This window comes from Sulfitobacter sp. AS59 (genome assembly GCF_038899995.1).
In the GTDB taxonomy this organism is placed as follows: Bacteria; Pseudomonadota; Alphaproteobacteria; order Rhodobacterales; family Rhodobacteraceae; genus Sulfitobacter.
In genome coordinates, this window is record NZ_JBBMQK010000001.1 from 645,404 (window position 1) to 665,929 (window position 20,526).

Genomic DNA, 20,526 nt, shown 5'->3' on the forward strand with positions numbered 1-20,526 from the left:
CCAAGGCCCCTGTGGTGCGCAGTACGCATGAGATGATTGCCAAGCCAAGGACGACAAGATGACCAGCCAGATTACCCCGACCACGCCGATCGAAGGGCAAATGCCCGGCACATCCGGGCTGCGCAAAAAAACCCGCGTCTTTATGGGGCCGAATTATCTTGAGAACTTCATCCAAGCGACATTTGACGGGATTGGAGGCCGGGATGGCGGCCGCTATATAGTCGGCGGGGACGGCCGTTTCTTTAACAAGCAAGCCATTCAGACCATCCTGAAAATGGCAGCGGCCAATGGCGCGACCGAGGTGATCGTGGGGCAAAACGGTATCCTATCCACCCCAGCCGTGTCGCATTTGATCAGGCTGAACGCATTCGACGGCGGGTTTATTCTGTCGGCCAGCCACAACCCCGGCGGTATCGACGAAGATTTCGGCGTCAAGTTTAACGCCAGCAACGGCGGCCCCGCCCCCGAAAAGCTGACCGCCCAGATATTTGAGGCCACAAAAACCATCAACCGCTACAAGATCGCTGATTTCGAGGATGTGGACCTAAGCCAGATCGGCGAAACCCGTCAGGCGGGGATAATGATCCGCGTGGTTGATCCGGTCGAAAGCTATCAGGCGCTGATGGCCGATCTGTTTGATTTCGACGCAATCCGCGCGTTGTTTACCAGCGGCTTTACCATGCGATTTGACGCGATGCATGCGGTCACCGGCCCCTATGCCAAGGCCATTTTGGAAGGCACATTAGGGGCCGCAGCGGGCACTGTGGTCAACGGCATCCCGCTCGAGGACTTTGGCAAAGGCCACCCCGACCCCAACCCGATCTGGGCGAAGCCATTGGTGGATCTTATGATGTCTGACAACGCACCCGATCTGGGTGCTGCGTCAGACGGCGACGGCGACCGCAACATGATCGTGGGGCGCGGCATTTATGTGACCCCGTCCGACAGCCTTGCCGTACTGGCGGCCAACGCGCATCTGGCCCCGGCCTATCGTGACGGATTGGCTGGCATCGCGCGGTCGATGCCCACAAGTGCCGCCAGTGATCGGGTCGCGGAAAAACTGGGCATTGCCGCCTATGAGACGCCCACCGGCTGGAAGTTCTTTGGCAATCTCCTGGACGCGGGCAAGGTCACGTTGTGTGGTGAAGAAAGCGCCGGCACCGGATCAAACCACGTGCGCGAAAAAGACGGGCTATGGGCGGTGCTGTTGTGGCTGAACATCTTGGCCGTGCGCAAACAATCCGTGGCAGAGATACTGGCGGAGCACTGGAAAACCTACGGTCGCGATTACTATTCCCGCTATGATTTTGAGGCCGTGGCCTCGGACAAGGCGAACCGCCTGATGGATCACCTGCGCGATCAACTGCATGACCTGCCGGGCAAAACCCTGGCCGGTCTGACGGTGACAACGGCGGATGAATTTTCCTATCTTGATCCCGTTGACGGATCGATCAGCAAGAACCAAGGGCTGCGGATCGGCTTTGACGGCGGCGCGCGCGCCGTCTTTCGGTTGTCGGGAACAGGCACCGAAGGGGCCACGATCCGGCTTTATCTTGAGCAATATTCAGGCACTGATGGCGACACCACGCAAGACACCCAAGCCGCCCTTGCAGACGTCTGGGCCGCCGCGCAACAGGTCAGCGACATGGACAAAATCATTGGCAGAACCACGCCCGATGTCATCACCTGAAACGCCCTAAACGCTGCCGATCTTGAACCCGCGTGACAGATGGCTGCGCATCGCAAACAGTAACGCAGCCCCCGGCAACATTGACGCGACCGTGACGGCCATCACCAACCCGATGTCGGTCTGAAATCCGAACAAGGCGTTCAGCGCCATCGAAATCGGCTTTCCGTTGGTGGTGGTCAGAATGCGCGCAAACACGACCTCGACCCACGAAAACATAAAGCAAAAGAACGCCGTGACCGCGATGCCGGGGGCGATCTGGGGCAGAAGGATTTTCCAGATAAACCGGCGACGGGAATAGCCATCCAGAAACGCGGTTTCATCCATTTCCTTTGGCACAGCGGATATAAACCCCTGCAAAATCCAGATCGAAATCGGCAGATTGAACAGGCAATGCGCCAGCGCGATGCCAAAGACAGAATTCTCAATGCCAAGCGATGAAAACAGCTGGAATATCGGCAGGGTCAGGACGACAGGCGGGGTGATCCGAAAGGCGATGAACGCCAGAAACAGATGCTTGTCGCCGACAAAGGAGAGGCGTGAAAACGCGTAAGCCGCCGGGATCGCCACCGGCACCGTGATGCAAATGTTGATCAGCACATAGGCGATCGAATTGGCAAAGGCAGATCGCAAGCTTGGGTCGGTCAGGATGGCGCTGTAATTGCGCAAAGTGACCGCGCCCAGCGGTGTATCAGGATGGGCCAGCGTCGCGACAAAGCTGATCATCATCATCTGCACCAGTGGCAGGCTGACAAACACCACAAATGCGGCCAGCGCCAAGGCTTTGATGACCCGCCACATGCGCGCGCGATCCCTCATGACGTTTGCCTGTCGCTGAGCTTGGATTGCGCTTTGCTAAAGCTATAGGCGACGATCAACACGATCAGGAAATAGATCACCGAACGGGCGGCTGAGGGGCCATAGTTGAACGCCTTGATCTCTTCGCCCAGATCCACCGCCAAGAACATCGTGGCCCCGTCCGGCCCGCCTGCATTGATCGGAAACGCCTCGGTATAGATCATAAAGCTGTCCATGAACCGCAGCAAAACCGCCATCAGCAAGACATGATAAAGCTGCGGCAATTGGATGTGGCGAAACACCTGCCACGGCCCTGCCCCGTCGATTGCGGCGGCCTGATAATGCGACGGCGGAATGGTGGTCAGCGCGCTATAGCACAAGATCACCACAAGGCTGGTCCAGTGCCAGACATCCATCGCGATCACCACGGCCCATGTGTGCGGGATCGACAGCTTCCAATCCGCTGGCCAGCCCAACGCACTAAGCACCCGGCCCAAAATGCCACTATCGGGGTTCATCAGCGCCAGCCAAAGCGACGGGATCATATTCCACGGCACCAGCAGCGGCAGCGCCACCACGGCAAGGCTGATCCCGACCCATGTTTTTCGCTGCGGGATGCACAAGGCGATGGCGATGCCCAGCGGGATTTGTATCGTCAGGATCAGCATTGAAAACAGGGTGCTGCGGCCAAAGCTGGCCCAGAACCGGCCCGACGTTACGATACCCTCGTACCACTCCAGACCGACCCAAAACCGTGCATCCAGAATAAATATCTCGAAGAATGAATAATTCACCACCGTCATCAGCGGGATCAAACCCACAAGGCCCAGAACCAGCGCGGCAGGCAGCACAAAAATCCAACCGGTATTGTCGCGATCTTTCATGCGCGCTCCGCTTTGGGGCGGCGTGGTTGCAGGCTATGCAATCACCACCTCGGTCTCCCAAGCCGCGCAATGGGCCTCAAGCTCGGGCGACAGCGCGCCATCAGTGAACAGCACATCAGCATCGCCCAATGTGGCGATGGCCAACGGGGCGGTACGCTGGAATTTCAGATGATCGGCCACGACCATCACCTTGCGCGACCGCTGGATCGCGGTGCTGCTGACCATGATTTCCTGACCGTCGTAATCCAGAATGTCCCCGTCTGCGTCAATGGCCGAGCATCCCAAGATGCTGTAATCAAACTTGAACTGCTTCACCATTTCGACGGTCATTCCCCCAACGATCCCGCCATCTGCACGGCGCAAGACGCCACCTGCAAGAATAATTTCACAGCTGTGATTGGCCGCCAGAATATTGGCGATGTTCAGGTTATTCGTCACCACCAACAGGTTTTCGTGGTTCAGCAGCTCGCGCGCGACTGCCTCGGTCGTGGTGCCGATGTTCATGAATACCGACGCACCTGCCGGGATCGCTTGGGCGCATCTGACGCCGATGGCCTTTTTGCCCGCATCATTCAGCCGCCGCCGTTCTTCGTAGATGATGTTCACCACCCCCGACGGCACCACAGCGCCGCCATGCACCCGTTCAAGCTGCCCCGTTTCCGCCAAATCCGACAAATCGCGGCGGATGGTTTGAACAGTCACATCGTACTGCAGGGCAAGGCCATCTACCGTGACCCTGCCATCTTTGCGTGCAAGCTCAAGTATCTCTTTTTGCCTGAAGTTCGAAACCATTGCGCCCTCCCGTGGTGCATACGCGTGGTGCGGATACGGCCCTATCCCGCCGTACGAACCGCCCGCGCAACAATCAGCAGTCTGAGCGGGGGGTCAAGTGGTCGAATCACGGTTAACGCAAACAACCCATCTAATACGGAAAGAAAACCCAGCCAAAAAACGCGCGTTTTCACCTATTTTATCAAAAAGGAACATAAACGAACATTCGTTATTGCGTTTCAGCGGGATTAGGTGTTCCTTTACCGCCAATCGCAGGACGCAAGTCTGCGGTGCAAAATGAATGCGGGGAGGCTTCATTGAGCCAGCACAAACACCATCACATGGTCGATCTGTTTGTCATCGGCGGCGGCATCAATGGATGTGGCATCGCGCGCGATGCTGCGGGTCGCGGCTTTAGTGTCGAACTCGCCGAGATGCACGATCTGGCCTCCGCGACCTCCTCTGCCTCGACCAAGTTATTTCACGGCGGTTTGCGCTATCTGGAATATTGGGAAGTCCGCCTTGTCCGCGAGGCGTTGATTGAACGCGAAACCCTGCTGCGCGCCATGCCGCATATCTCATGGCCGATGCGGTTTGTTCTGCCCTACCACGCCGATATGCGGTTCGAAGGCGATACGCCCACATCGAAACTGCTCAATGTCGTCATGCCGTGGATGAAGGGGCGTAGGCCCGCGTGGCTGATCCGGTTGGGTCTGTTCATGTATGACAATCTGGGCGGTCGAAAGATCCTTAAGGGCACGACGTCGCTTAATCTGCACGGCACGCCCGAAGGGGACCCGCTGCAAGACCGCTTTGAAAAGGCGTACGAGTATTCGGATTGCTGGATCGAAGATAGCCGTTTGGTTGTTCTGAACGCCCGCGACGCCGAGGCGCGCGGTGCCAAGATTAACGTCCGTACCAAAGTCGTATCAGCCGAGCAGAAAGACGGCATCTGGCATATCGCCCTTGAAGAGTTGGACGGCGGCGCGCAGCGGGTGGTGCAAGCACGGATGATCGTGAATGCAGGCGGCCCGTGGGTCGAAGATATCATCCGCAACACCGTGCGCATCAATTCCACCGAAGGCGTGCGTCTGGTGCGCGGCAGCCATATCGTGGTCCCAAAGCTCTATGATCACGGGAAATGCTATTTCTTCCAAGGTGAAGACGGGCGGATCATTTTCACGATCCCTTACGAGACGGATTTCACCCTAATCGGGACCACGGACGCGGAACATAAAGATGTGGGCACCAAGCCGGTGTGCACGCCCGAAGAACAATCCTATCTCGCAAATTTCGCCTCTAACTACTTTAAGAAACCCGTAACGACAGACGACATCATCTGGACCTATTCCGGCGTGCGCCCCTTGTACGACGACGGGGCGACATCTGCGACGGCCGCAACCCGTGATTATGTGTTAAAGGTTAATGAAACCGCAGGCGCACCCATGTTGAACGTCTTTGGCGGCAAGATCACAACCTATCGCAGGCTGGCCGAAACGGCGCTGGAAAAGATCACACCGTTCTTTCCAGATACCGAAGGGCCCTGGACGGCAGGTGTTCCCCTGCCCGGTGGTGATTTCCCTGTGGACGGCGTTGCCGATCTGACCGCGCGCCTGATAAAACAGTTCCCGTTTCTGACGCTGGCTTGGGCCACACGCCTGATCAAGGCCTACGGTACTGACGCTTTTAAAGTGTTGAAGGATGCCACTGCCGAAGCCGACTTGGGTCAGAACTTCGGATCGAACTTGACGGCGCAAGAAGTGCTGTGGCTGATCAAGAATGAATATGCGCGCAAGGCGGATGACGTGGTTTGGCGGCGGTCCAAACTGGGCCTTCGCATGACCGCGCAGGAAATTGAACTGCTGGATGTTTGGATGGCGAAAAACACAGCGCAAACCACCAGCGAACCGCAACCAGCGTTGCGAAAAGGGAGAGGTTAATGTCACTCGTTCTTGAGGGTGTGTCCAAGGTCGTGAACGGCCAAACACATATCCACCCCACCAGCCTAGAGCTGCGCGCCGGTACGATGAACGTACTGCTGGGGCCAACATCTGCTGGCAAAACATCCCTGATGCGGTTGATGGCGGGTCTTGATGTGCCAAACACCGGCAAGGTGATCTGGAACGACAAGGACGTGACCGGAATGCGGGTTCAGGATCGCGGCGTGGCGATGGTGTACCAACAGTTCATTAACTATCCCTCGATGTCCGTCTATGACAACATCGCCAGCCCCATGCGTCTGTTGGGCAAATCAAAAACCGAGATTGATCAGGCCGTCAAAAAAGCCGCCGAGCTGATGAAGCTTACCCCTTTTTTGGACCGCAAGCCGTTGGAACTATCCGGCGGGCAGCAGCAGCGCTGCGCCCTCGCCCGCGCCTTGGTCAAGGACGCGGGGTTGGTCTTGCTGGACGAACCGCTGGCCAACCTTGACTATAAGCTGCGCGAAGAGTTGCGCGCCGAAATCCCCAAGATATTCGAGGAAGCCGGTTCAATCTTTGTCTATGCGACCACCGAACCGGAAGAGGCGTTGCTGCTGGGCGGCAATACCGCCGCGATGTGGGAAGGCCGGATTACCCAGTTTGACCGCACGCCGGTTGTCTACCGCCAGCCCGTCGATGCGACGACCGCGCGCGTCTTTTCCGACCCGCCAATGAATTTCCTGAAGGTCCGGAAATCGGGCGATAGCCTGTCCTTTGGCGACGCCCAAACCGCCCCCGCGACGGGCACATTCGCGACCCTCGGCGATGGCGACTACCTTGCCGGGTTCCGCCCGAACCATCTGGAGCTGGTGCAACAGGGACCGAACGCTTTGGCCTTCAACGCCAAATTGCAAGTGACCGAGATCACCGGTTCCGAGACGTTCGTGCACTTGGATCACCACGGGGACAACTGGGTTGGCCTGATCCACGGGGTGAAGAACCTCAAGATCGGCACGGCGCTGGATGTCTATCTGGACCCCGCTCACGTCTATATTTTTGCAGAAGACGGCACTTCGGTCGCCCCTGCATCCTATGCAACAGCAGCCTGAGGGAACACGACATGGCAAAAATCACCCTCGATAATCTGGCGCATTCCTATCTGCCCAAACCCGTCACCGAAGACGATTTTGCGCTCAAGGAACTGAACCTTGATTGGTCCGACGGCGAGGCCTACGCCCTGCTCGGGGCTTCGGGCTGTGGCAAGTCCACGTTGCTCAACATCATTTCGGGCCTGCTGCACCCCAGCCAAGGGCGCATCCTGTTTGACGACAAAGACATGACAATGGCCCCGACCACGCAGCGCAACATCGCGCAGGTGTTCCAGTTTCCCGTGGTCTACGACACCATGACGGTGCGCGACAATCTGGCCTTTCCCCTGCGCAACCGTGGCGCTGATCCGGCCTATATCCAAGAGCGCGTACAACAGATCGCCGCGATGATCGGGATGGAAGACACGCTGAACCGCAAGGCGCGCGGGTTGACCGCCGATGCCAAGCAAAAGATATCACTGGGCCGTGGCATGGTACGCGAAGACGTGAACGCCCTGCTGTTTGATGAACCGCTGACGGTGATCGATCCCCATATGAAATGGGAATTGCGCACGCAGCTGAAATCCCTGCACCACGAATTCGGTCACACCATGATTTACGTGACTCATGACCAGACCGAGGCGCTGACCTTTGCCGATAAGGTCGTTGTGATGTATGATGGGCGCGTCGTCCAAATGGGCACGCCGCAGGAATTGTTTGAAACGCCGGAACACACCTTTGTCGGCTATTTCATCGGCTCACCCGGTATGAACCTGATGGAAGCCGACGTGAAGGGCGACAAAGCCGTGGTTGGCGGCGTCGAGATTGCACTTGGCAAGGGTTTCGGCACCCCCACGGGCAAAGTCGAGCTGGGCGTGCGGCCAGAATTCACGTCCCTGCAAGGCGGTGACAGCGGCCTGCCCGTCACCATCAAAAGGGTCGAGGACGTCGGCCGCCACAAGATCGTTCGCGCGGATTTCCAAGGCTCCGAAATCAATGTGATCGCCGCTGAAGGTGCCGAAATCTCGCCCGACATGAACCGCATCGTCTTTGATACGGCAGGTGTGAATGTGTATTCCGACAGCTGGCGCGTCGCGCCAAAGGTGGCTTGATCATGAACAAGACAGTCAATCAAAAAGCATGGTTCCTAATTCTACCAGTGCTCGTGCTGGTCGCCTTTTCCGCCGTTATCCCGCTGATGACCGTGGTGAACTATTCGGTGCAAGATGCTTTCGCGGGCGATTTTTACCCTTTGGATGACAAACTAGAATGGTTCAAGCAGATGCTTGCCTCGGACCGGATGTGGGATGCCTTTGCGCGTCAGATCATCTTTTCGCTGATCATTCTGGCCATCGAAATTCCGCTGGGCATTTTTGTCGCGCTCAACATGCCTAAAAAAGGGTTCTGGGCCTCGCTCTGTCTGGTGCTGATGTCCCTGCCCCTGCTGATCCCGTGGAACGTGGTCGGCACGATCTGGCAGATTTTTGGCCGCGTCGATATTGGCCTGCTGGGTCATACACTGGCCGCGCTTGGCATCGATTATAACTATACCCAAGACCCCACCGCCGCTTGGATCACCGTTATTGTGATGGATGTCTGGCACTGGACGTCGCTGGTGGCCCTGCTGGCCTATGCCGGTCTGCAATCCATCCCCGACGCCTATTACCAAGCCGCGAAAATTGACCAAGCCAGCCGTTGGAAGGTCTTCCGCTTCATCGAGCTGCCTAAGATTATGGGCGTGCTGATGATCGCCATCCTGCTGCGGTTTATGGACAGTTTCATGATCTATACCGAACCGTTCGTCGTCACAGGCGGTGGTCCCGGCAACGCGACCACGTTCCTGTCGATCGATCTGGTCAAGATGGCCTTGGGTCAGTTCGATCTGGGTCCGGCGGCGGCGTTCTCGATCATGTATTACCTTGTGATCCTGCTGGTGTCGTATGTGTTCTACACCGTCATGACGAACCTTGATAAAAGGGATGGCCACTGATGTCTGATCTTACCCAATCCCCCCCCAAACGCGGGCTCGGCCTGCCGTCCGTAAATGGCAGCGCCGTTGTGATGGGCCTGTATCTGCTGTTTCTGTTGTTGCCGATCTATTGGTTGGTGATGATGAGCCTTAAGACCAACACAGAGATCCTGAACACCTTTACCCTGTGGCCGCGCGACCTGACGTTCGACAACTACCTGACCATCCTTACCGATGCGTCTTGGTACACCGGCTATCTGAACTCGATGGCCTATGTGGTGATGAACATGGTGATCTCGCTGGCCGTGGCGTTGCCTGCCGCCTATGCGTTCAGCCGCTATTCCTTTATGGGGGACAAGCACCTGTTCTTCTGGCTGTTGACCAACCGGATGGCCCCGCCTGCGGTTTTCGCCCTGCCGTTTTTCCAGCTCTACAGCTCGGTCGGGTTGTTCGACACGCATATCGCCGTCGCGCTTGCGCATTGTCTGTTCAACGTACCGCTGGCGGTTTGGATCCTCGAAGGGTTCATGCGCGGCGTGCCCAAGGAAATCGACGAGACCGCTTATATCGACGGCTATTCCTTTCCGCGCTTTTTCATCAAGATTTTCACGCCGCTGGTCGCCTCCGGCATCGGGGTAACGGCGTTTTTCTTGTTCATGTTCTCGTGGGTTGAACTTCTGCTCAGCCGCACCTTGACCAGCGTTGATGCCAAGCCGATTGCCGCCACCATGACCCGCACCGTGGGCGCGTCGGGCATCGATTGGGGTGTGTTGGCCGCAGCCGGGGTTCTGACGATCGTGCCCGGTGCCTTGGTCATCTATTTTGTTCGCAACTACATCGCCAAGGGTTTTGCCCTTGGGCGCGTATAAGGGAGAAATCTAATGGAATGGATGGCATGGACTTGGCCGACCGCCATATTCTTCGCAATCATTGCGGCCACGCTGGTGACCTTCACCGTGCTGGCAATCAAATTTCCTGAAACGCCGCGCAATGGTGTTTTGGGGATCGAAACGACCCGTGGTGACCGTCTTTTCATCACGTTGCTGGGTTCGGCCTTTATCAATCTGGCCTGGCTTGGACTGCTCAGCGCGCCCCAATGGGGGGCACTGATTGTGTGTTTCGTCTATGCCATCGCGGTTTTTCGCTGGGTGTAGTCGATCAGGTACCCCGGCACGCAAGAACCGGGGCTGCTTTCACTGTTCTATTTTAGGGAGGAACAACCATGAACTTGCGACTTAAAGGAACGACTGCCATCGGGCTTGCGGCTTGCATGCTTGGCGCGCCAGCGTTCGCGGACATGGATGCCGCCAAGGCATTCCTTGATAGCGAGATTGGCGATCTTTCGACATTGTCACGCGCCGATCAAGAAGCTGAACTGCAATTCTTTGTAGATGCAGCACAGCCTTACCAAGGCATGTCTATCAACGTGGTATCCGAGACAATCGGCACCCACGAATATGAATCAAACGTTCTGGCCCCCGCGTTCGAGGCCATTACAGGTATCAAGGTCACCCATGACCTGATCGGCGAAGGCGACGTTGTTGAAAAGCTGCAAACGCAAATGCAGTCGGGCGAAAACATCTATGACGCCTATATCAACGACTCTGACCTGATCGGGACGCACTGGCGGTACCAACAGGCACGTAACCTGACCGACTGGATGTCGGGCGAAGGTGCGGCTGTCACAAACCCGAACCTCGATCTGGAAGACTTTATCGGTCTGTCGTTCACAACCGGTCCCGATGGTAAGGTTTACCAACTGCCCGACCAACAGTTCGCGAACCTTTACTGGTTCCGCTACGATTGGTTCAACGACGAACAGAACAAAGCGGATTTCAAAGCAAAATACGGCTATGATCTGGGCGTTCCGGTCAACTGGTCCGCGTATGAAGACATTGCTGAATTCTTCACCGGTCGCGACCTGTCGCGTCTTGGCGTCGAAGGCGAAGTGTTTGGTAACATGGACTACGGCAAGAAAGATCCGTCCTTGGGCTGGCGTTACACTGACGCGTGGCTGTCCATGGCTGGTGCCGGTGACGTGGGCGAACCAAACGGTCTGCCCGTCGACGAATGGGGTATCCGCGTAAACGAACAATCGCAGCCCGTCGGGTCTTGCGTTGCGCGTGGTGGTGCCACGAACGGACCAGCGGCTGTTTACGCTGTGACCAAAGCAATCGAATGGCTGGAAAAGTATTCCCCGCCTGCCGCTGCCGGTATGACATTCTCTGAAGCGGGTCCAATCCCTGCCCAAGGTAACGTCGCCCAGCAGATGTTCTGGTACACTGCGTTTACCGCAGCATCCGTGGAACCTGATCTGCCCGTGATGAACGAAGACGGCACGCCAAAATGGCGCATGGCCCCTTCCCCACATGGTGCATATTGGACCGAAGGCACCAAGATCGGCTATCAAGATGCCGGTTCCTGGACGCTGATGGAATCCACACCAGTGGACCGTGCACAAGCCGCGTGGCTTTATGCGCAGTTCGTCACATCCAAGACTGTGGACGTAAAGAAAAGCCATGTTGGTCTGACATTCATTCGTGAATCCACGATCCAGCACGACAGCTTTACCGAACGTGCGCCGAAACTGGGTGGTCTGGTCGAATTCTATCGTTCGCCTGCACGGGTTCAGTGGTCGCCAACCGGCACCAACGTTCCTGACTATCCAAAGCTGGCCCAGCTGTGGTGGCAGAACATCGGCGACGCAATGTCCGGTGCGAAAACCCCACAAGAAGCGCTTGATGCGCTTTGCGCAGATCAGGAAAAAGTTCTGATCCGTCTGGAACGTGCTGGTGTTCAGGGTGATATCGGCCCGAAAATGAACGAAGAAATGGACCCAGAGTACTGGCTGTCGCAGCCCGGTTCGCCCAAAGCGAAACTGGCAAACGAGGATGAAACGCCCGTCACAATCGCCTATGACGAGCTGATCAAATCCTGGCAGTAAACGACCCTTTCCGGGGCTAGGCAGCTGGCCCCGGTTACTCCTAACTCTTGAACCATAGGCCCATGTGCCTAAAGTTCAGATCAGCGGCTGCCCCTCAAGGTGGCCGCTTTTCACCTAACGCTTCGGGGATCCACATGACCTATATTCTTGCCATTGATCAGGGCACCACTTCGACCCGCACGATTGTGTTTGACGGCGCAATGTCTGTCACGGCCCAAGCACAACAAGAATTCCCCCAGCATTTCCCGCAATCGGGCTGGGTTGAACATGATCCGGTGAACCTGTGGGACACCACGGTTGCCACCTGCCGCGATGCGATCAAAGCTGCGGATATCGCCGCGACTGATATCTCGGGCATCGGCATCACCAACCAGCGCGAAACCGTCATTGTCTGGGACAAGACAACGGGCGACCCCATTTACAACGCCATCGTCTGGCAAGACCGCCGCACAGCCGACACCTGTCGTACCCTGCGCGACGCCGGTCACGAACCGATGATTACCGCCCGCACCGGCCTGTTGCTGGACCCGTATTTCTCGGCCAGCAAGCTAAGCTGGATTTTAGACCACGTTGACGGTGCCCGCGACCGCGCTGCCAAGGGCGAACTGCTTTTTGGCACGGTTGATTGTTTCCTGATCTGGAAGCTGACCGGCGGGGCCGTTCATGCCACCGACGCCACCAATGCCGCCCGCACCATGCTGTACGACATTCACAAAGGCCGGTGGAGCCAGACCATCTGCGGCCTGCTGAACATCCCCATGGAAATGCTGCCCGAGGTTAAAGACTGCGCCGCCGATTTCGGCCAGACGCAGCCCGATCTGTTGGGTACGCCAGTCCCGATTTATGGCGTTGCGGGCGACCAGCAGGCGGCCACCATCGGGCAGGCCTGTTTTAAGCCGGGCATGTTGAAATCGACCTATGGCACCGGCTGTTTTGCGCTGCTCAATACTGGCGACACGCCCGTGCAATCGAACAACCGCTTGCTGACAACCATCGCCTATCAGCTGGACGGTAAACCCACCTATGCGCTTGAAGGATCGATTTTCGTGGCCGGTGCGGTCGTGCAATGGCTGCGCGACGGGTTAAAGATTATCTCGGACGCGGCAGAGACCCAGGCGCTGGCCGAACAGGCCGATCCGCATCAGAACGTGATCCTTGTCCCTGCCTTTGTCGGGCTTGGCGCGCCCTATTGGAACCCCGATTGCCGTGGTGCAACCTTTGGGCTGACCCGTGGCACAGGGCCTGCCGAAATGGCCAAAGCAGCCCTTGAAAGCGTCGGTTATCAGACCCGTGACCTGCTCGAGGCGATGTCGGCAGATTGGAAAGCCACCGGCGTTCAGCCAACCTTGCGCGTCGATGGCGGCATGGCGGCGAATGACTGGGCGATGCAGTTTTTGTCCGATATTATCGCGGCCCCGGTCGACCGTCCCGTGAACCACGAAACCACGGCCCTAGGTGTCGCGTGGCTGGCCGGGATGCGCGCCGGTATATATCCAGATCAACAGGGGTTCGCCGCAGCATGGGCGCGCGAGACGCAGTTTTCACCGCATATGGATGAAACCCTGCGCGGCCAGAAATACGACGCTTGGAAACGCGCCGTTCAGGCCACACTTAGCGTCTAAGACACCACCCCACAGCGCAAGGAGCCGGACATGTTTTCGTTTTTCAGCCCCCAAGCCATCCATTTTGGCCGTGGTCAAAGCACGCAAGCCCCGAGCCTTGCCCGTGCCTACGGCAACGACCTGCTGCTGGTGCACGGCGCGAATGCGCAACGCGCGGAATGGTTGGTGAGCGCGTGCACGGATGCGGGAATGACGGTGCGCAGCCTTGGCTGTCAAAACGAACCCAGCCTGCCCGATGTCCAACTGGCTTTGGCGCAAATCAAAGGGTTCAATCCGGATGTGGTGATCGCGCTTGGCGGCGGTGCGGTCATTGACTTTGCCAAGGCACTGGCCGCCCTCATCCCCTGCGCGTCCCCCCCGCAAGAATATCTTGAGGTCGTGGGCACCGGTCGCCCGCTTGACCATGCGCCCCTGCCCCTGATCGCCCTGCCGACCACCGCCGGAACAGGCGCAGAGGTCACGAAAAACGCGGTGATTACGGTGCCGGAACATGGCATCAAGGTCAGCCTGCGCGATCCCCGCATGATCCCCGACATCGCCATCGTTGATGCGGGCCTGATGCAGGGTGCACCCCGCCGCGTCACCCTCTCTGCTGGGCTGGACGCGATTACCCAAGTGATCGAACCCTATCTTTCGATCAAGGCAAACCCGATGACTGACGCGCTGTGTCTGGCGGCCATTCCAACGGCGCTTGGGGCGATCAGGGATGTGGTTGAAAAAGATGACCCCGCCGCGTGGGACGCTATGGCGCGGGTCAGTACGTGGGGCGGGCTGGCCCTGGCCAATGCCGGTTTGGGCGCTGTGCACGGTTTTGCTGGGGTGATCGGCGGCAGAACCAACGCCCCCCACGGAGAGATTTGCGGCGCGCTGTTGCCCGCAGTTCTGGCATCCCACCAACGTAAGGCGCAGGACGGGGCTGATATTCAAAAACGCCTGACATGGGTGATGGATCAGATCGACCAGCACTTTGGCGCGGACGGCACGGGGCTGTCGCGGCTAAAGGCATGGTCGCGGGACATGGGCCTGCGGGGATTGGGTGACATGGGTCTGCGTGCGGAAGATTTGCAAGACGTTGCAGCCGCATCAGCAGGCGCATCATCGATGAAAGGCAACCCCTTTGCCCTATCGCAGCAAGAACTGGTCGAGATATTGACCGACGCCCTTTAGCGCCCAAACCCCTACATCACCGCTCCGATTTGCCATGGCACGAACTCATCATTGCCCAAGCCCAAAGCTTCGGATTTTGTGACCTGTCCCGAGGCCGTGGCGCGGATCAGATCGAAAATCTGCTGCCCCTTCTCTGCGATGCTGACCCCTTGGGATACGATATCGCCGGTGCCCAAATCCATGTCATCGGGCATCTGCGCCATCAACTGATCTGACGTGGCCAGCTTTATGGTCGGTGCCGGTTTCGACCCAAAGGCCGATCCGCGCCCGGTCGTGAAAACCACCAGTTGCGCGCCTCCGGCGATCTGGCCCGTCGCTGACACAGGATCATAACCGGGCGTGTCCATGAACACGGCCCCGGCTTGCGTGACCTGTTCGGCATAGTCGTACACGGCGGTCAGTGGCGTCGTGCCCACCTTGGCCACCGCGCCCAGGGATTTTTCGAGGATCGTCGTGATCCCGCCCTGCTTATTGCCGGGGCTGGGGTTGTTGTCCATCGATCCGCCGTTTTGGGCGGCATAGCCCTCCCACCATTCAATCTGCGCAATCAGCTTTCGCGCCACCGCGTCGCTGCTGGCACGGCGCAGTAACAGCTGCTCTGCGCCGTAAATCTCGGGTGTTTCCGACAGGATCACGCTGCCCCCTTGTGCCACGATCAGATCACTGGCCTTGCCAAGGGCGGGATTTGCAGTGATCGCAGAAAACCCGTCGGACCCGCCGCATTGCAGCGCGATGCGCAAGGCCGACATGGGCTGCGCGGTGCGGCGGGCCGTGTTCACCTGCGGCAGGATCGCGGTGACATGAGCCTTGATCGCGTCAATGGTGGCGCGAGTGCCGCCGTTGCTTTGGATGGTCAACGCATGAAACCGGTCGGTGCCGGCATCGCCGAAATGCGATTGCATCCGCGCGATCTGCATCACCTCGCACCCCAATCCGACAAAGACCGTGGCCCCCACATTGGGATGGATCGCATGCCCCCAGAGCACCCGGTCAAGGATGTCATAGCCCCGCCCCGTCGCCGCCATGCCGCAGCCCGTGCCATGGGCAAGGGCCACGATCCCGTCAACGTTTTCGTAGTGGTCGAGCAACCCGCTGGCCTCGACCTCGGCCGCGGCTTTTTTTATCACAGTGGCCGAACAGTTCACTGTGGCGATCAGGGCGATATAATTGCGCGTCGCGATCCGCCCATCGGCGCGGGCATAGCCCTGAAAGGTCAGCGGCGACGTTTGCGGGATAGCGGCCTGCGCCAGCGCCAGATCAGCGCCGATGTCATAGCGCCGGTCGGGGTTGGCAAAGCTGCAATTGTGGCTGTGCACATGTTGGCCCGCTGCGATGTCCCCTGTCGCAGTCCCTATGAATTGCCCGAATTTCAAGATCGGCGCGCCCTTTGCAATGGCCCTACGCGCGATCTTGTGGCCCGACGCGACGGGTGCCGTCAAAGCACCCCCAATGCCCAGCGGATCAGTCCCCGCGCCTGCCCGCGCCGTCAAGACAGCGATTGTATCATCGGGGTGCAGAACCAATGCATCAGCCATGCGACAACCCTTGGATCACACCGCGCAATTCGGCCAAGCCACGCAGCCGCCCGATCAACGGATAGCCGGGGATCAGATCACGTTCATGATCCGACAGCATATGATGCCCGTGATCCGGTCGAAACGGGATCAACACATCCTCGCGCCCCGCGGCCTGCCTGCGTTTTTGTTCGGCCAACAGCACGGCAATCAAGGCCACCATATCCGTGTCGCCGTCCAGATGGGCCGCTTCCTCGAACGATCCATCAGGGTCTTTGCGGACGTTGCGCAGATGGGCGAAATGGATGCGATCCGCAACACGCGCCGCAATCGCAGGCACATCGTTTTGCGGGTTCGCGCCCAGCGATCCCGAACACAGTGTGATGCCATTGGCAGGACTGTCATGGGCGGCCAGCACCCAGTCAAGATCATCGCCGTTTGACACGATCCGGGGCAACCCCAAGATATCGCGGGGCGGGTCATCGGGATGCACACAAAGCCGCATGCCAAGGTTTTCTGCTGTGGGGATCACCTCGTCCAGAAAGCGTTTGTAATTCGCGCGTAACGCGGCGCGGTCAATGCCGTCGTACTGCGTTAGGGCATCCCGCAACCCGTTGACATCATAGCGGTCGAATGCACCGGGCAGTCCGGCCATGATCGCTGCCAACAATGCGTCACGGTCGGCTTCGGTCGCTTGCTGGAACCACGCAGCCGCCTTGGCCAGAACCTCCGGCGTATAATCTGCCTCGGCCGCCTGCCGGCCCAGCATATGGACCTCGAACGCGGCCATGCGCACCGCCTCAAAGCGCAGGCAGGTCGCCCCGCCCGCAACAGGGGCTGCAAGGTCGGTGCGGGTCCAATCCAGCAGCGGCATGAAGTTATAGCAAACGGTCTTAACCCCCTGCCCAGCCAGATTTGCCAGCGATTGACGGTAGTTCGCAAAGAGTTGCGACAGATCGCCATCGCCTTTTTTGATGCGCTCGTGGATGGGCAGGCTTTCGACGACCTCCCAGCTAAACCCCGCCTCGATAATCCGCGCTTTGCGTTCGGCGATGGTTTGGGACGGCCAGACTTCGCCATAGGGAATTTCGTGCAGGGCCGTGACGATCCCGCGCGCGCCGGTTTGCGCAATCTCGCCCAGCGAGATTGCGTCTAAATCACCATACCAACGCCAGGTTTCGATCATTTGGCCACCTTTTCAATCGCGCGGCGGGCACCGTCCGTCCACAGCGCTTCCGCCGCTTGGGTCACGGGCTCTTGCAGAGGATCCGCCACATAAGCGGGAAAGACATCGCGCAGCGCCAGATAAGCAGCGATCTTGCCCGCAACCGTATCCGAGGTGCCCGCAGCATCCCGCATCTGGTCGGCCAAAGGATCACGCACATCGATAGGTTGCCCCGCCTCGTCCGAGCCAGCACCATAGCGCATCCATGCCGCCACAGCCAAACACAGCCCCGGCGATTGCCGCCCCGCCGCCATATTATCGCGCAGGGTGCCAAGGATGCGTTGCGGCAGTTTCTGACTGCCATCCATTGCGATCTGCCATGTGCGGTGACGAATAGACGGGTTGCTGTAGCGCGCAAAAAGGGCATCGGCATAATCCGCCAAAGACACCCCTTTGGGGGCCTCTACGGATGGCATAATCTCGGACCACAGCAGCCGGGCGTATCGCGCGAAAACCGGATCGGCGATGGTGTCGGCAATGGTTTCGTGACCGGCGAGGTATCCGGTATAGGCCAGCGCCGAGTGCGTGCCGTTCAGCATGCGCAGCTTCATGTTTTCATGCGCAGTAACGTCGGTAACCATTTCAGCCCCGGCGGCGGCAAAGTCAGGGCGCGCACCATCGACGAAATCATCCTCGATCGCCCATTGGCTGAACGGTTCATGAAAAACGGGTGCCGCGTCAGAGATGCCGGTGCGCGCCGCAATCCGGTCAATGTCGGCTTGGGTCGTGGCGGGGGTGATCCTGTCGACCATGGTTGACGGGAACCGACCATTTGTTTCAATCCATGCGGCCAGACGCGGGTCAATTTCTTTGGCCAGTTGCAGCACCATGCCGCGCACCAGTTTGCCGTTTTCCGGCAGGTTATCGCAGGTCAGCACCGTGAACGGCATGTGCCCCGCCGTGCGCCGCATTTCCAACGCCCGGACCAAAAAGCCGGGCGCTGACACGGGGTGCGGGTTGGTCAGGTCATGCTGAATATCGGGGTGATCAAGGTTAAGCGCGCCTGTTGACGGATTGTGGCAATACCCTTTCTCGGTCACGGTTAGCGATACGATTTTGATCGCAGGGTCTGCCATCGCATCCAGAACGGCGCGGGGGTTTTCGGGTGCAACCAGCACGTTGTTCAGCACTTCGATATCGCGGATTTCTTCGCTGTCCGGTGCCAGCGTGACCGACTGATACCGCCAATCACGCCGCTTTAGCGCATCGCGGGTATCGGGGCTGCGCAACGAGACACCGATGATGCCCCAATCGCCGCCCGACGCCGCCATCGCATCAGCGACATAAACGCATCCAAAGGCCCGAAAAAACGCGCCAAGCCCAAGATGAACGATCCCTGAGGCGGGGCGGGCCTTGCGCTCAGTGCTGGTGTCAGCGGGCAAGCCAGCCTCCATCAACGTTCAGGATCGCGCCGTGAACATATTGCGCCGCAGGCGTACATAGATAGACGGCTGCCCCTGCGATATCAGCGGCATCGCCCCAACGCCCTGCAGGAATACGGTCAAGGATCGCGGCATTGCGGTTGGGATCGTCCCGCAGCGCTTGGGTATTATTGGTCGCGATATAGCCCGGTGCCACGGCGTTCACATTGATGCCCTTTGCCGCCCATTCATTGGCTAAAATCTTGGTTAACCCCGCAACACCGTGTTTTGATGCGGTATAAGACGGCACGCGAATGCCTCCCTGAAACGACAGAAGCGAGGCGATGTTGACCACGGCCCCGCCCCCGCCGCGTGCCAAGACATCCTTGGCAAAGGCTTGCGTGGTGAAAAACAGTGCCTTGAGGTTCACATCCATCACGGCGTCCCAATCGCTTTCGGTGAAATCCACCGCATCATTGCGCCGAATGATACCTGCGTTGTTAACCAGAATATCGATGTCTTTCCCGACGAACAGGTTTTGGCCCGCCATCGGGTCGCTGAAATCAACCAGCACGGATGTGGCGCTACCGCCCGCATCGGTGATCTGTGCGACGGTTTCGTCACTGGCGCGGCGACCAGCGCAAACCACCTGCGCCCCCGCCGCGGCCAGACCCACCGCAATGGCCTGACCGATGCCCGTATTGGCACCCGTCACCAAGGCATGCCGCCCCTCAAGTGAGAACGGGTTGGTCATCGCAGATCACCCATCGGGATCATGTCCATATCGGTGAAATCGACGTTGTCGCCGGCCATCGCCCAGCAGAACGTATAAGACGACGTGCCAGCGCCCGCGTGAATGGACCAAGGCGGCGAAATCACGGCCTCTTCGTTAGACATGACAAGGTGGCGGGTCTGGCTTGGCTCGCCCATCAGGTGGAACACGCGGGCGTCCTCGGGCATGCCAAAGTACAGATACGCCTCCATCCGGCGGTCATGGGTGTGGGCGGGCATGGTGTTCCAAACGGACCCTTCGGCGAATTGCGTATAGCCGACCAGCAACTGGCAGCTTTTGCAGACATCAGGGTGCAGCAGTTGAATGATTACCCGCTCGTTCGCGGCCTCTTTCGATCCCATCTCGACGCGGCGGGCGTCGGTGATTTTGATCAAGGTCGTCGCGTACGTGTGATGCGCGGGGGCCGACAGCAGATAATAGCGCCCTGCCCCGCTGAATTCGACCGGGCCCGCGCCCATGCCGATGTACAGCACTTCACCGTTCTCGATCGTATGGCTGGTGCCGTCCACGGTCACGGTGCCGGTATCACCGATGTTCAGAACTGCCATTTCGCGGCGCTCTAGGAAGCTCTTGGTGCCTGTCGCCTCGACATGGTCAAGGGTCAGTGGCGACCCGTTTGGCACTGCGGACCCAAGGATCAGCCGGTCATAATGGCTGTAGACCACATTGATCTCACCCGGGGCGAACAGCCCCGAGACGTGGAAATGGTCGCGCAGCTGATCAGTGTCCAATGTCTTGGCGGTGGCGGGATCGATGGCATAGCGGGTTTCTGTCTTAAGCATGA

18 protein-coding genes are annotated in these 20,526 nt (G+C 58.7%); 10 read left to right on the plus strand and 8 right to left on the minus strand.

Features of this window, described 5'->3' with window-relative positions; all coding sequences use genetic code 11:
* Positions 1-58 precede the first annotated feature (58 nt).
* Positions 59-1,690 carry an alpha-D-glucose phosphate-specific phosphoglucomutase gene (locus tag WNY39_RS03240; protein WP_342844000.1) on the plus strand — a complete coding sequence of 544 codons (1,632 nt, stop codon included), beginning with the start codon at positions 59-61 and terminating at the stop codon, positions 1,688-1,690.
* Positions 1,691-1,696: 6 nt separating this feature from the next.
* On the opposite strand, the gene WNY39_RS03245 is transcribed toward WNY39_RS03240, so the two are convergent.
* From WNY39_RS03245 to WNY39_RS03255, 3 genes are read right to left on the minus strand one after another with little or no spacing between them, the layout of a single operon-like run.
* Positions 1,697-2,506 (minus strand): carbohydrate ABC transporter permease, encoded by an 810-nt coding sequence (locus WNY39_RS03245; RefSeq protein WP_342844002.1) that lies wholly within the window; start codon positions 2,504-2,506, stop codon positions 1,697-1,699.
* On the minus strand, positions 2,503-3,369 hold the full coding sequence (locus tag WNY39_RS03250; RefSeq protein ID WP_342844003.1) for a sugar ABC transporter permease: 867 nt from the start codon (positions 3,367-3,369) through the stop codon (positions 2,503-2,505). The genes WNY39_RS03245 and WNY39_RS03250 overlap by 4 nt, the downstream gene beginning before the upstream one ends.
* 33 nt (positions 3,370-3,402) lie before the next feature.
* Positions 3,403-4,161 carry a DeoR/GlpR family DNA-binding transcription regulator gene (locus WNY39_RS03255; RefSeq protein ID WP_342844005.1) on the minus strand — a complete coding sequence of 253 codons (759 nt, stop codon included), beginning with the start codon at positions 4,159-4,161 and terminating at the stop codon, positions 3,403-3,405.
* A gap of 320 nt (positions 4,162-4,481) precedes the next feature.
* On the opposite strand from WNY39_RS03255, the gene glpD reads away from it, so the two are divergent.
* The 9 genes from glpD to WNY39_RS03300 all read left to right on the plus strand — a co-directional run bounded on the left by glpD (position 4,482) and on the right by WNY39_RS03300 (position 14,849).
* Positions 4,482-6,080: a glycerol-3-phosphate dehydrogenase gene (gene glpD / locus WNY39_RS03260; RefSeq protein WP_342844353.1), complete on the plus strand. Its 1,599-nt coding sequence runs from the start codon at positions 4,482-4,484 to the stop codon at positions 6,078-6,080.
* Positions 6,080-7,168 carry an ABC transporter ATP-binding protein gene (locus WNY39_RS03265; protein WP_342844007.1) on the plus strand — a complete coding sequence of 363 codons (1,089 nt, stop codon included), beginning with the start codon at positions 6,080-6,082 and terminating at the stop codon, positions 7,166-7,168. Before glpD ends, WNY39_RS03265 begins: the two co-directional genes overlap by 1 nt.
* Positions 7,169-7,179: 11 nt before the next feature.
* Entirely contained in the window at positions 7,180-8,259 is a 1,080-nt protein-coding gene (locus WNY39_RS03270; RefSeq protein WP_341234780.1) for an ABC transporter ATP-binding protein, read from the plus strand.
* A 2-nt stretch (positions 8,260-8,261) separates the two neighbouring features.
* A complete protein-coding gene (locus tag WNY39_RS03275) occupies positions 8,262-9,137 on the plus strand; it encodes a sugar ABC transporter permease (RefSeq protein ID WP_342844009.1) in 876 nt (291 codons plus the stop codon).
* Complete coding sequence (locus tag WNY39_RS03280; RefSeq protein ID WP_342844010.1) at positions 9,137-9,985, plus strand: carbohydrate ABC transporter permease; 849 nt, start codon at positions 9,137-9,139, stop codon at positions 9,983-9,985. Before WNY39_RS03275 ends, WNY39_RS03280 begins: the two co-directional genes overlap by 1 nt.
* Positions 9,986-9,997: 12 nt before the next feature.
* Positions 9,998-10,270: a DUF2160 domain-containing protein gene (locus WNY39_RS03285; RefSeq protein ID WP_342844012.1), complete on the plus strand. Its 273-nt coding sequence runs from the start codon at positions 9,998-10,000 to the stop codon at positions 10,268-10,270.
* A 68-nt stretch (positions 10,271-10,338) separates the two neighbouring features.
* Positions 10,339-12,060 carry an ABC transporter substrate-binding protein gene (locus WNY39_RS03290; RefSeq protein ID WP_342844014.1) on the plus strand — a complete coding sequence of 574 codons (1,722 nt, stop codon included), beginning with the start codon at positions 10,339-10,341 and terminating at the stop codon, positions 12,058-12,060.
* A 134-nt stretch (positions 12,061-12,194) separates the two neighbouring features.
* On the plus strand, positions 12,195-13,682 hold the full coding sequence (gene glpK, locus WNY39_RS03295) for a glycerol kinase GlpK (protein WP_342844016.1): 1,488 nt from the start codon (positions 12,195-12,197) through the stop codon (positions 13,680-13,682).
* 30 nt (positions 13,683-13,712) lie between these two features.
* Positions 13,713-14,849: an iron-containing alcohol dehydrogenase gene (locus WNY39_RS03300; protein ID WP_342844018.1), complete on the plus strand. Its 1,137-nt coding sequence runs from the start codon at positions 13,713-13,715 to the stop codon at positions 14,847-14,849.
* Positions 14,850-14,860: 11 nt separating this feature from the next.
* Here the strand turns inward: WNY39_RS03300 and WNY39_RS03305 are convergent, their stop codons facing one another.
* From WNY39_RS03305 to kduI, 5 genes are read right to left on the minus strand one after another with little or no spacing between them, the layout of a single operon-like run.
* Positions 14,861-16,384 carry an altronate dehydratase family protein gene (locus WNY39_RS03305; RefSeq protein WP_342844019.1) on the minus strand — a complete coding sequence of 508 codons (1,524 nt, stop codon included), beginning with the start codon at positions 16,382-16,384 and terminating at the stop codon, positions 14,861-14,863.
* Positions 16,377-17,549, minus strand: a complete 1,173-nt coding sequence (gene uxuA, locus WNY39_RS03310; RefSeq protein WP_342844021.1) for a mannonate dehydratase — start codon at positions 17,547-17,549, stop codon at positions 16,377-16,379. The genes WNY39_RS03305 and uxuA overlap by 8 nt, the downstream gene beginning before the upstream one ends.
* On the minus strand, positions 17,546-18,982 hold the full coding sequence (locus WNY39_RS03315) for a mannitol dehydrogenase family protein (RefSeq protein WP_342844023.1): 1,437 nt from the start codon (positions 18,980-18,982) through the stop codon (positions 17,546-17,548). Before WNY39_RS03315 ends, uxuA begins: the two co-directional genes overlap by 4 nt.
* The gene (gene kduD / locus WNY39_RS03320) at positions 18,960-19,703 is read right to left on the minus strand and encodes a 2-dehydro-3-deoxy-D-gluconate 5-dehydrogenase KduD (protein WP_342844025.1); all 744 of its coding nucleotides are present in this window, start codon (positions 19,701-19,703) and stop codon (positions 18,960-18,962) included. Before kduD ends, WNY39_RS03315 begins: the two co-directional genes overlap by 23 nt.
* Positions 19,700-20,524 carry a 5-dehydro-4-deoxy-D-glucuronate isomerase gene (gene kduI / locus WNY39_RS03325; protein ID WP_342844027.1) on the minus strand — a complete coding sequence of 275 codons (825 nt, stop codon included), beginning with the start codon at positions 20,522-20,524 and terminating at the stop codon, positions 19,700-19,702. Before kduI ends, kduD begins: the two co-directional genes overlap by 4 nt.
* Positions 20,525-20,526 lie beyond the last annotated feature (2 nt).

Coding starts and splice junctions, on each gene's coding strand:
- WNY39_RS03240 (WP_342844000.1), top strand. CDS start 59: ATGACCAGCCAGATTACCCCGACCACGCCGATCGAAGGGCAAATGCCC.
- WNY39_RS03245 (WP_342844002.1), bottom strand. CDS start 2,506: ATGAGGGATCGCGCGCGCATGTGGCGGGTCATCAAAGCCTTGGCGCTG.
- WNY39_RS03250 (WP_342844003.1), bottom strand. CDS start 3,369: ATGAAAGATCGCGACAATACCGGTTGGATTTTTGTGCTGCCTGCCGCG.
- WNY39_RS03255 (WP_342844005.1), bottom strand. CDS start 4,161: ATGGTTTCGAACTTCAGGCAAAAAGAGATACTTGAGCTTGCACGCAAA.
- glpD (WP_342844353.1), top strand. CDS start 4,482: ATGGTCGATCTGTTTGTCATCGGCGGCGGCATCAATGGATGTGGCATC.
- WNY39_RS03265 (WP_342844007.1), top strand. CDS start 6,080: ATGTCACTCGTTCTTGAGGGTGTGTCCAAGGTCGTGAACGGCCAAACA.
- WNY39_RS03270 (WP_341234780.1), top strand. CDS start 7,180: ATGGCAAAAATCACCCTCGATAATCTGGCGCATTCCTATCTGCCCAAA.
- WNY39_RS03275 (WP_342844009.1), top strand. CDS start 8,262: ATGAACAAGACAGTCAATCAAAAAGCATGGTTCCTAATTCTACCAGTG.
- WNY39_RS03280 (WP_342844010.1), top strand. CDS start 9,137: ATGTCTGATCTTACCCAATCCCCCCCCAAACGCGGGCTCGGCCTGCCG.
- WNY39_RS03285 (WP_342844012.1), top strand. CDS start 9,998: ATGGAATGGATGGCATGGACTTGGCCGACCGCCATATTCTTCGCAATC.
- WNY39_RS03290 (WP_342844014.1), top strand. CDS start 10,339: ATGAACTTGCGACTTAAAGGAACGACTGCCATCGGGCTTGCGGCTTGC.
- glpK (WP_342844016.1), top strand. CDS start 12,195: ATGACCTATATTCTTGCCATTGATCAGGGCACCACTTCGACCCGCACG.
- WNY39_RS03300 (WP_342844018.1), top strand. CDS start 13,713: ATGTTTTCGTTTTTCAGCCCCCAAGCCATCCATTTTGGCCGTGGTCAA.
- WNY39_RS03305 (WP_342844019.1), bottom strand. CDS start 16,384: ATGGCTGATGCATTGGTTCTGCACCCCGATGATACAATCGCTGTCTTG.
- uxuA (WP_342844021.1), bottom strand. CDS start 17,549: ATGATCGAAACCTGGCGTTGGTATGGTGATTTAGACGCAATCTCGCTG.
- WNY39_RS03315 (WP_342844023.1), bottom strand. CDS start 18,982: ATGGAGGCTGGCTTGCCCGCTGACACCAGCACTGAGCGCAAGGCCCGC.
- kduD (WP_342844025.1), bottom strand. CDS start 19,703: ATGACCAACCCGTTCTCACTTGAGGGGCGGCATGCCTTGGTGACGGGT.
- kduI (WP_342844027.1), bottom strand. CDS start 20,524: ATGCTTAAGACAGAAACCCGCTATGCCATCGATCCCGCCACCGCCAAG.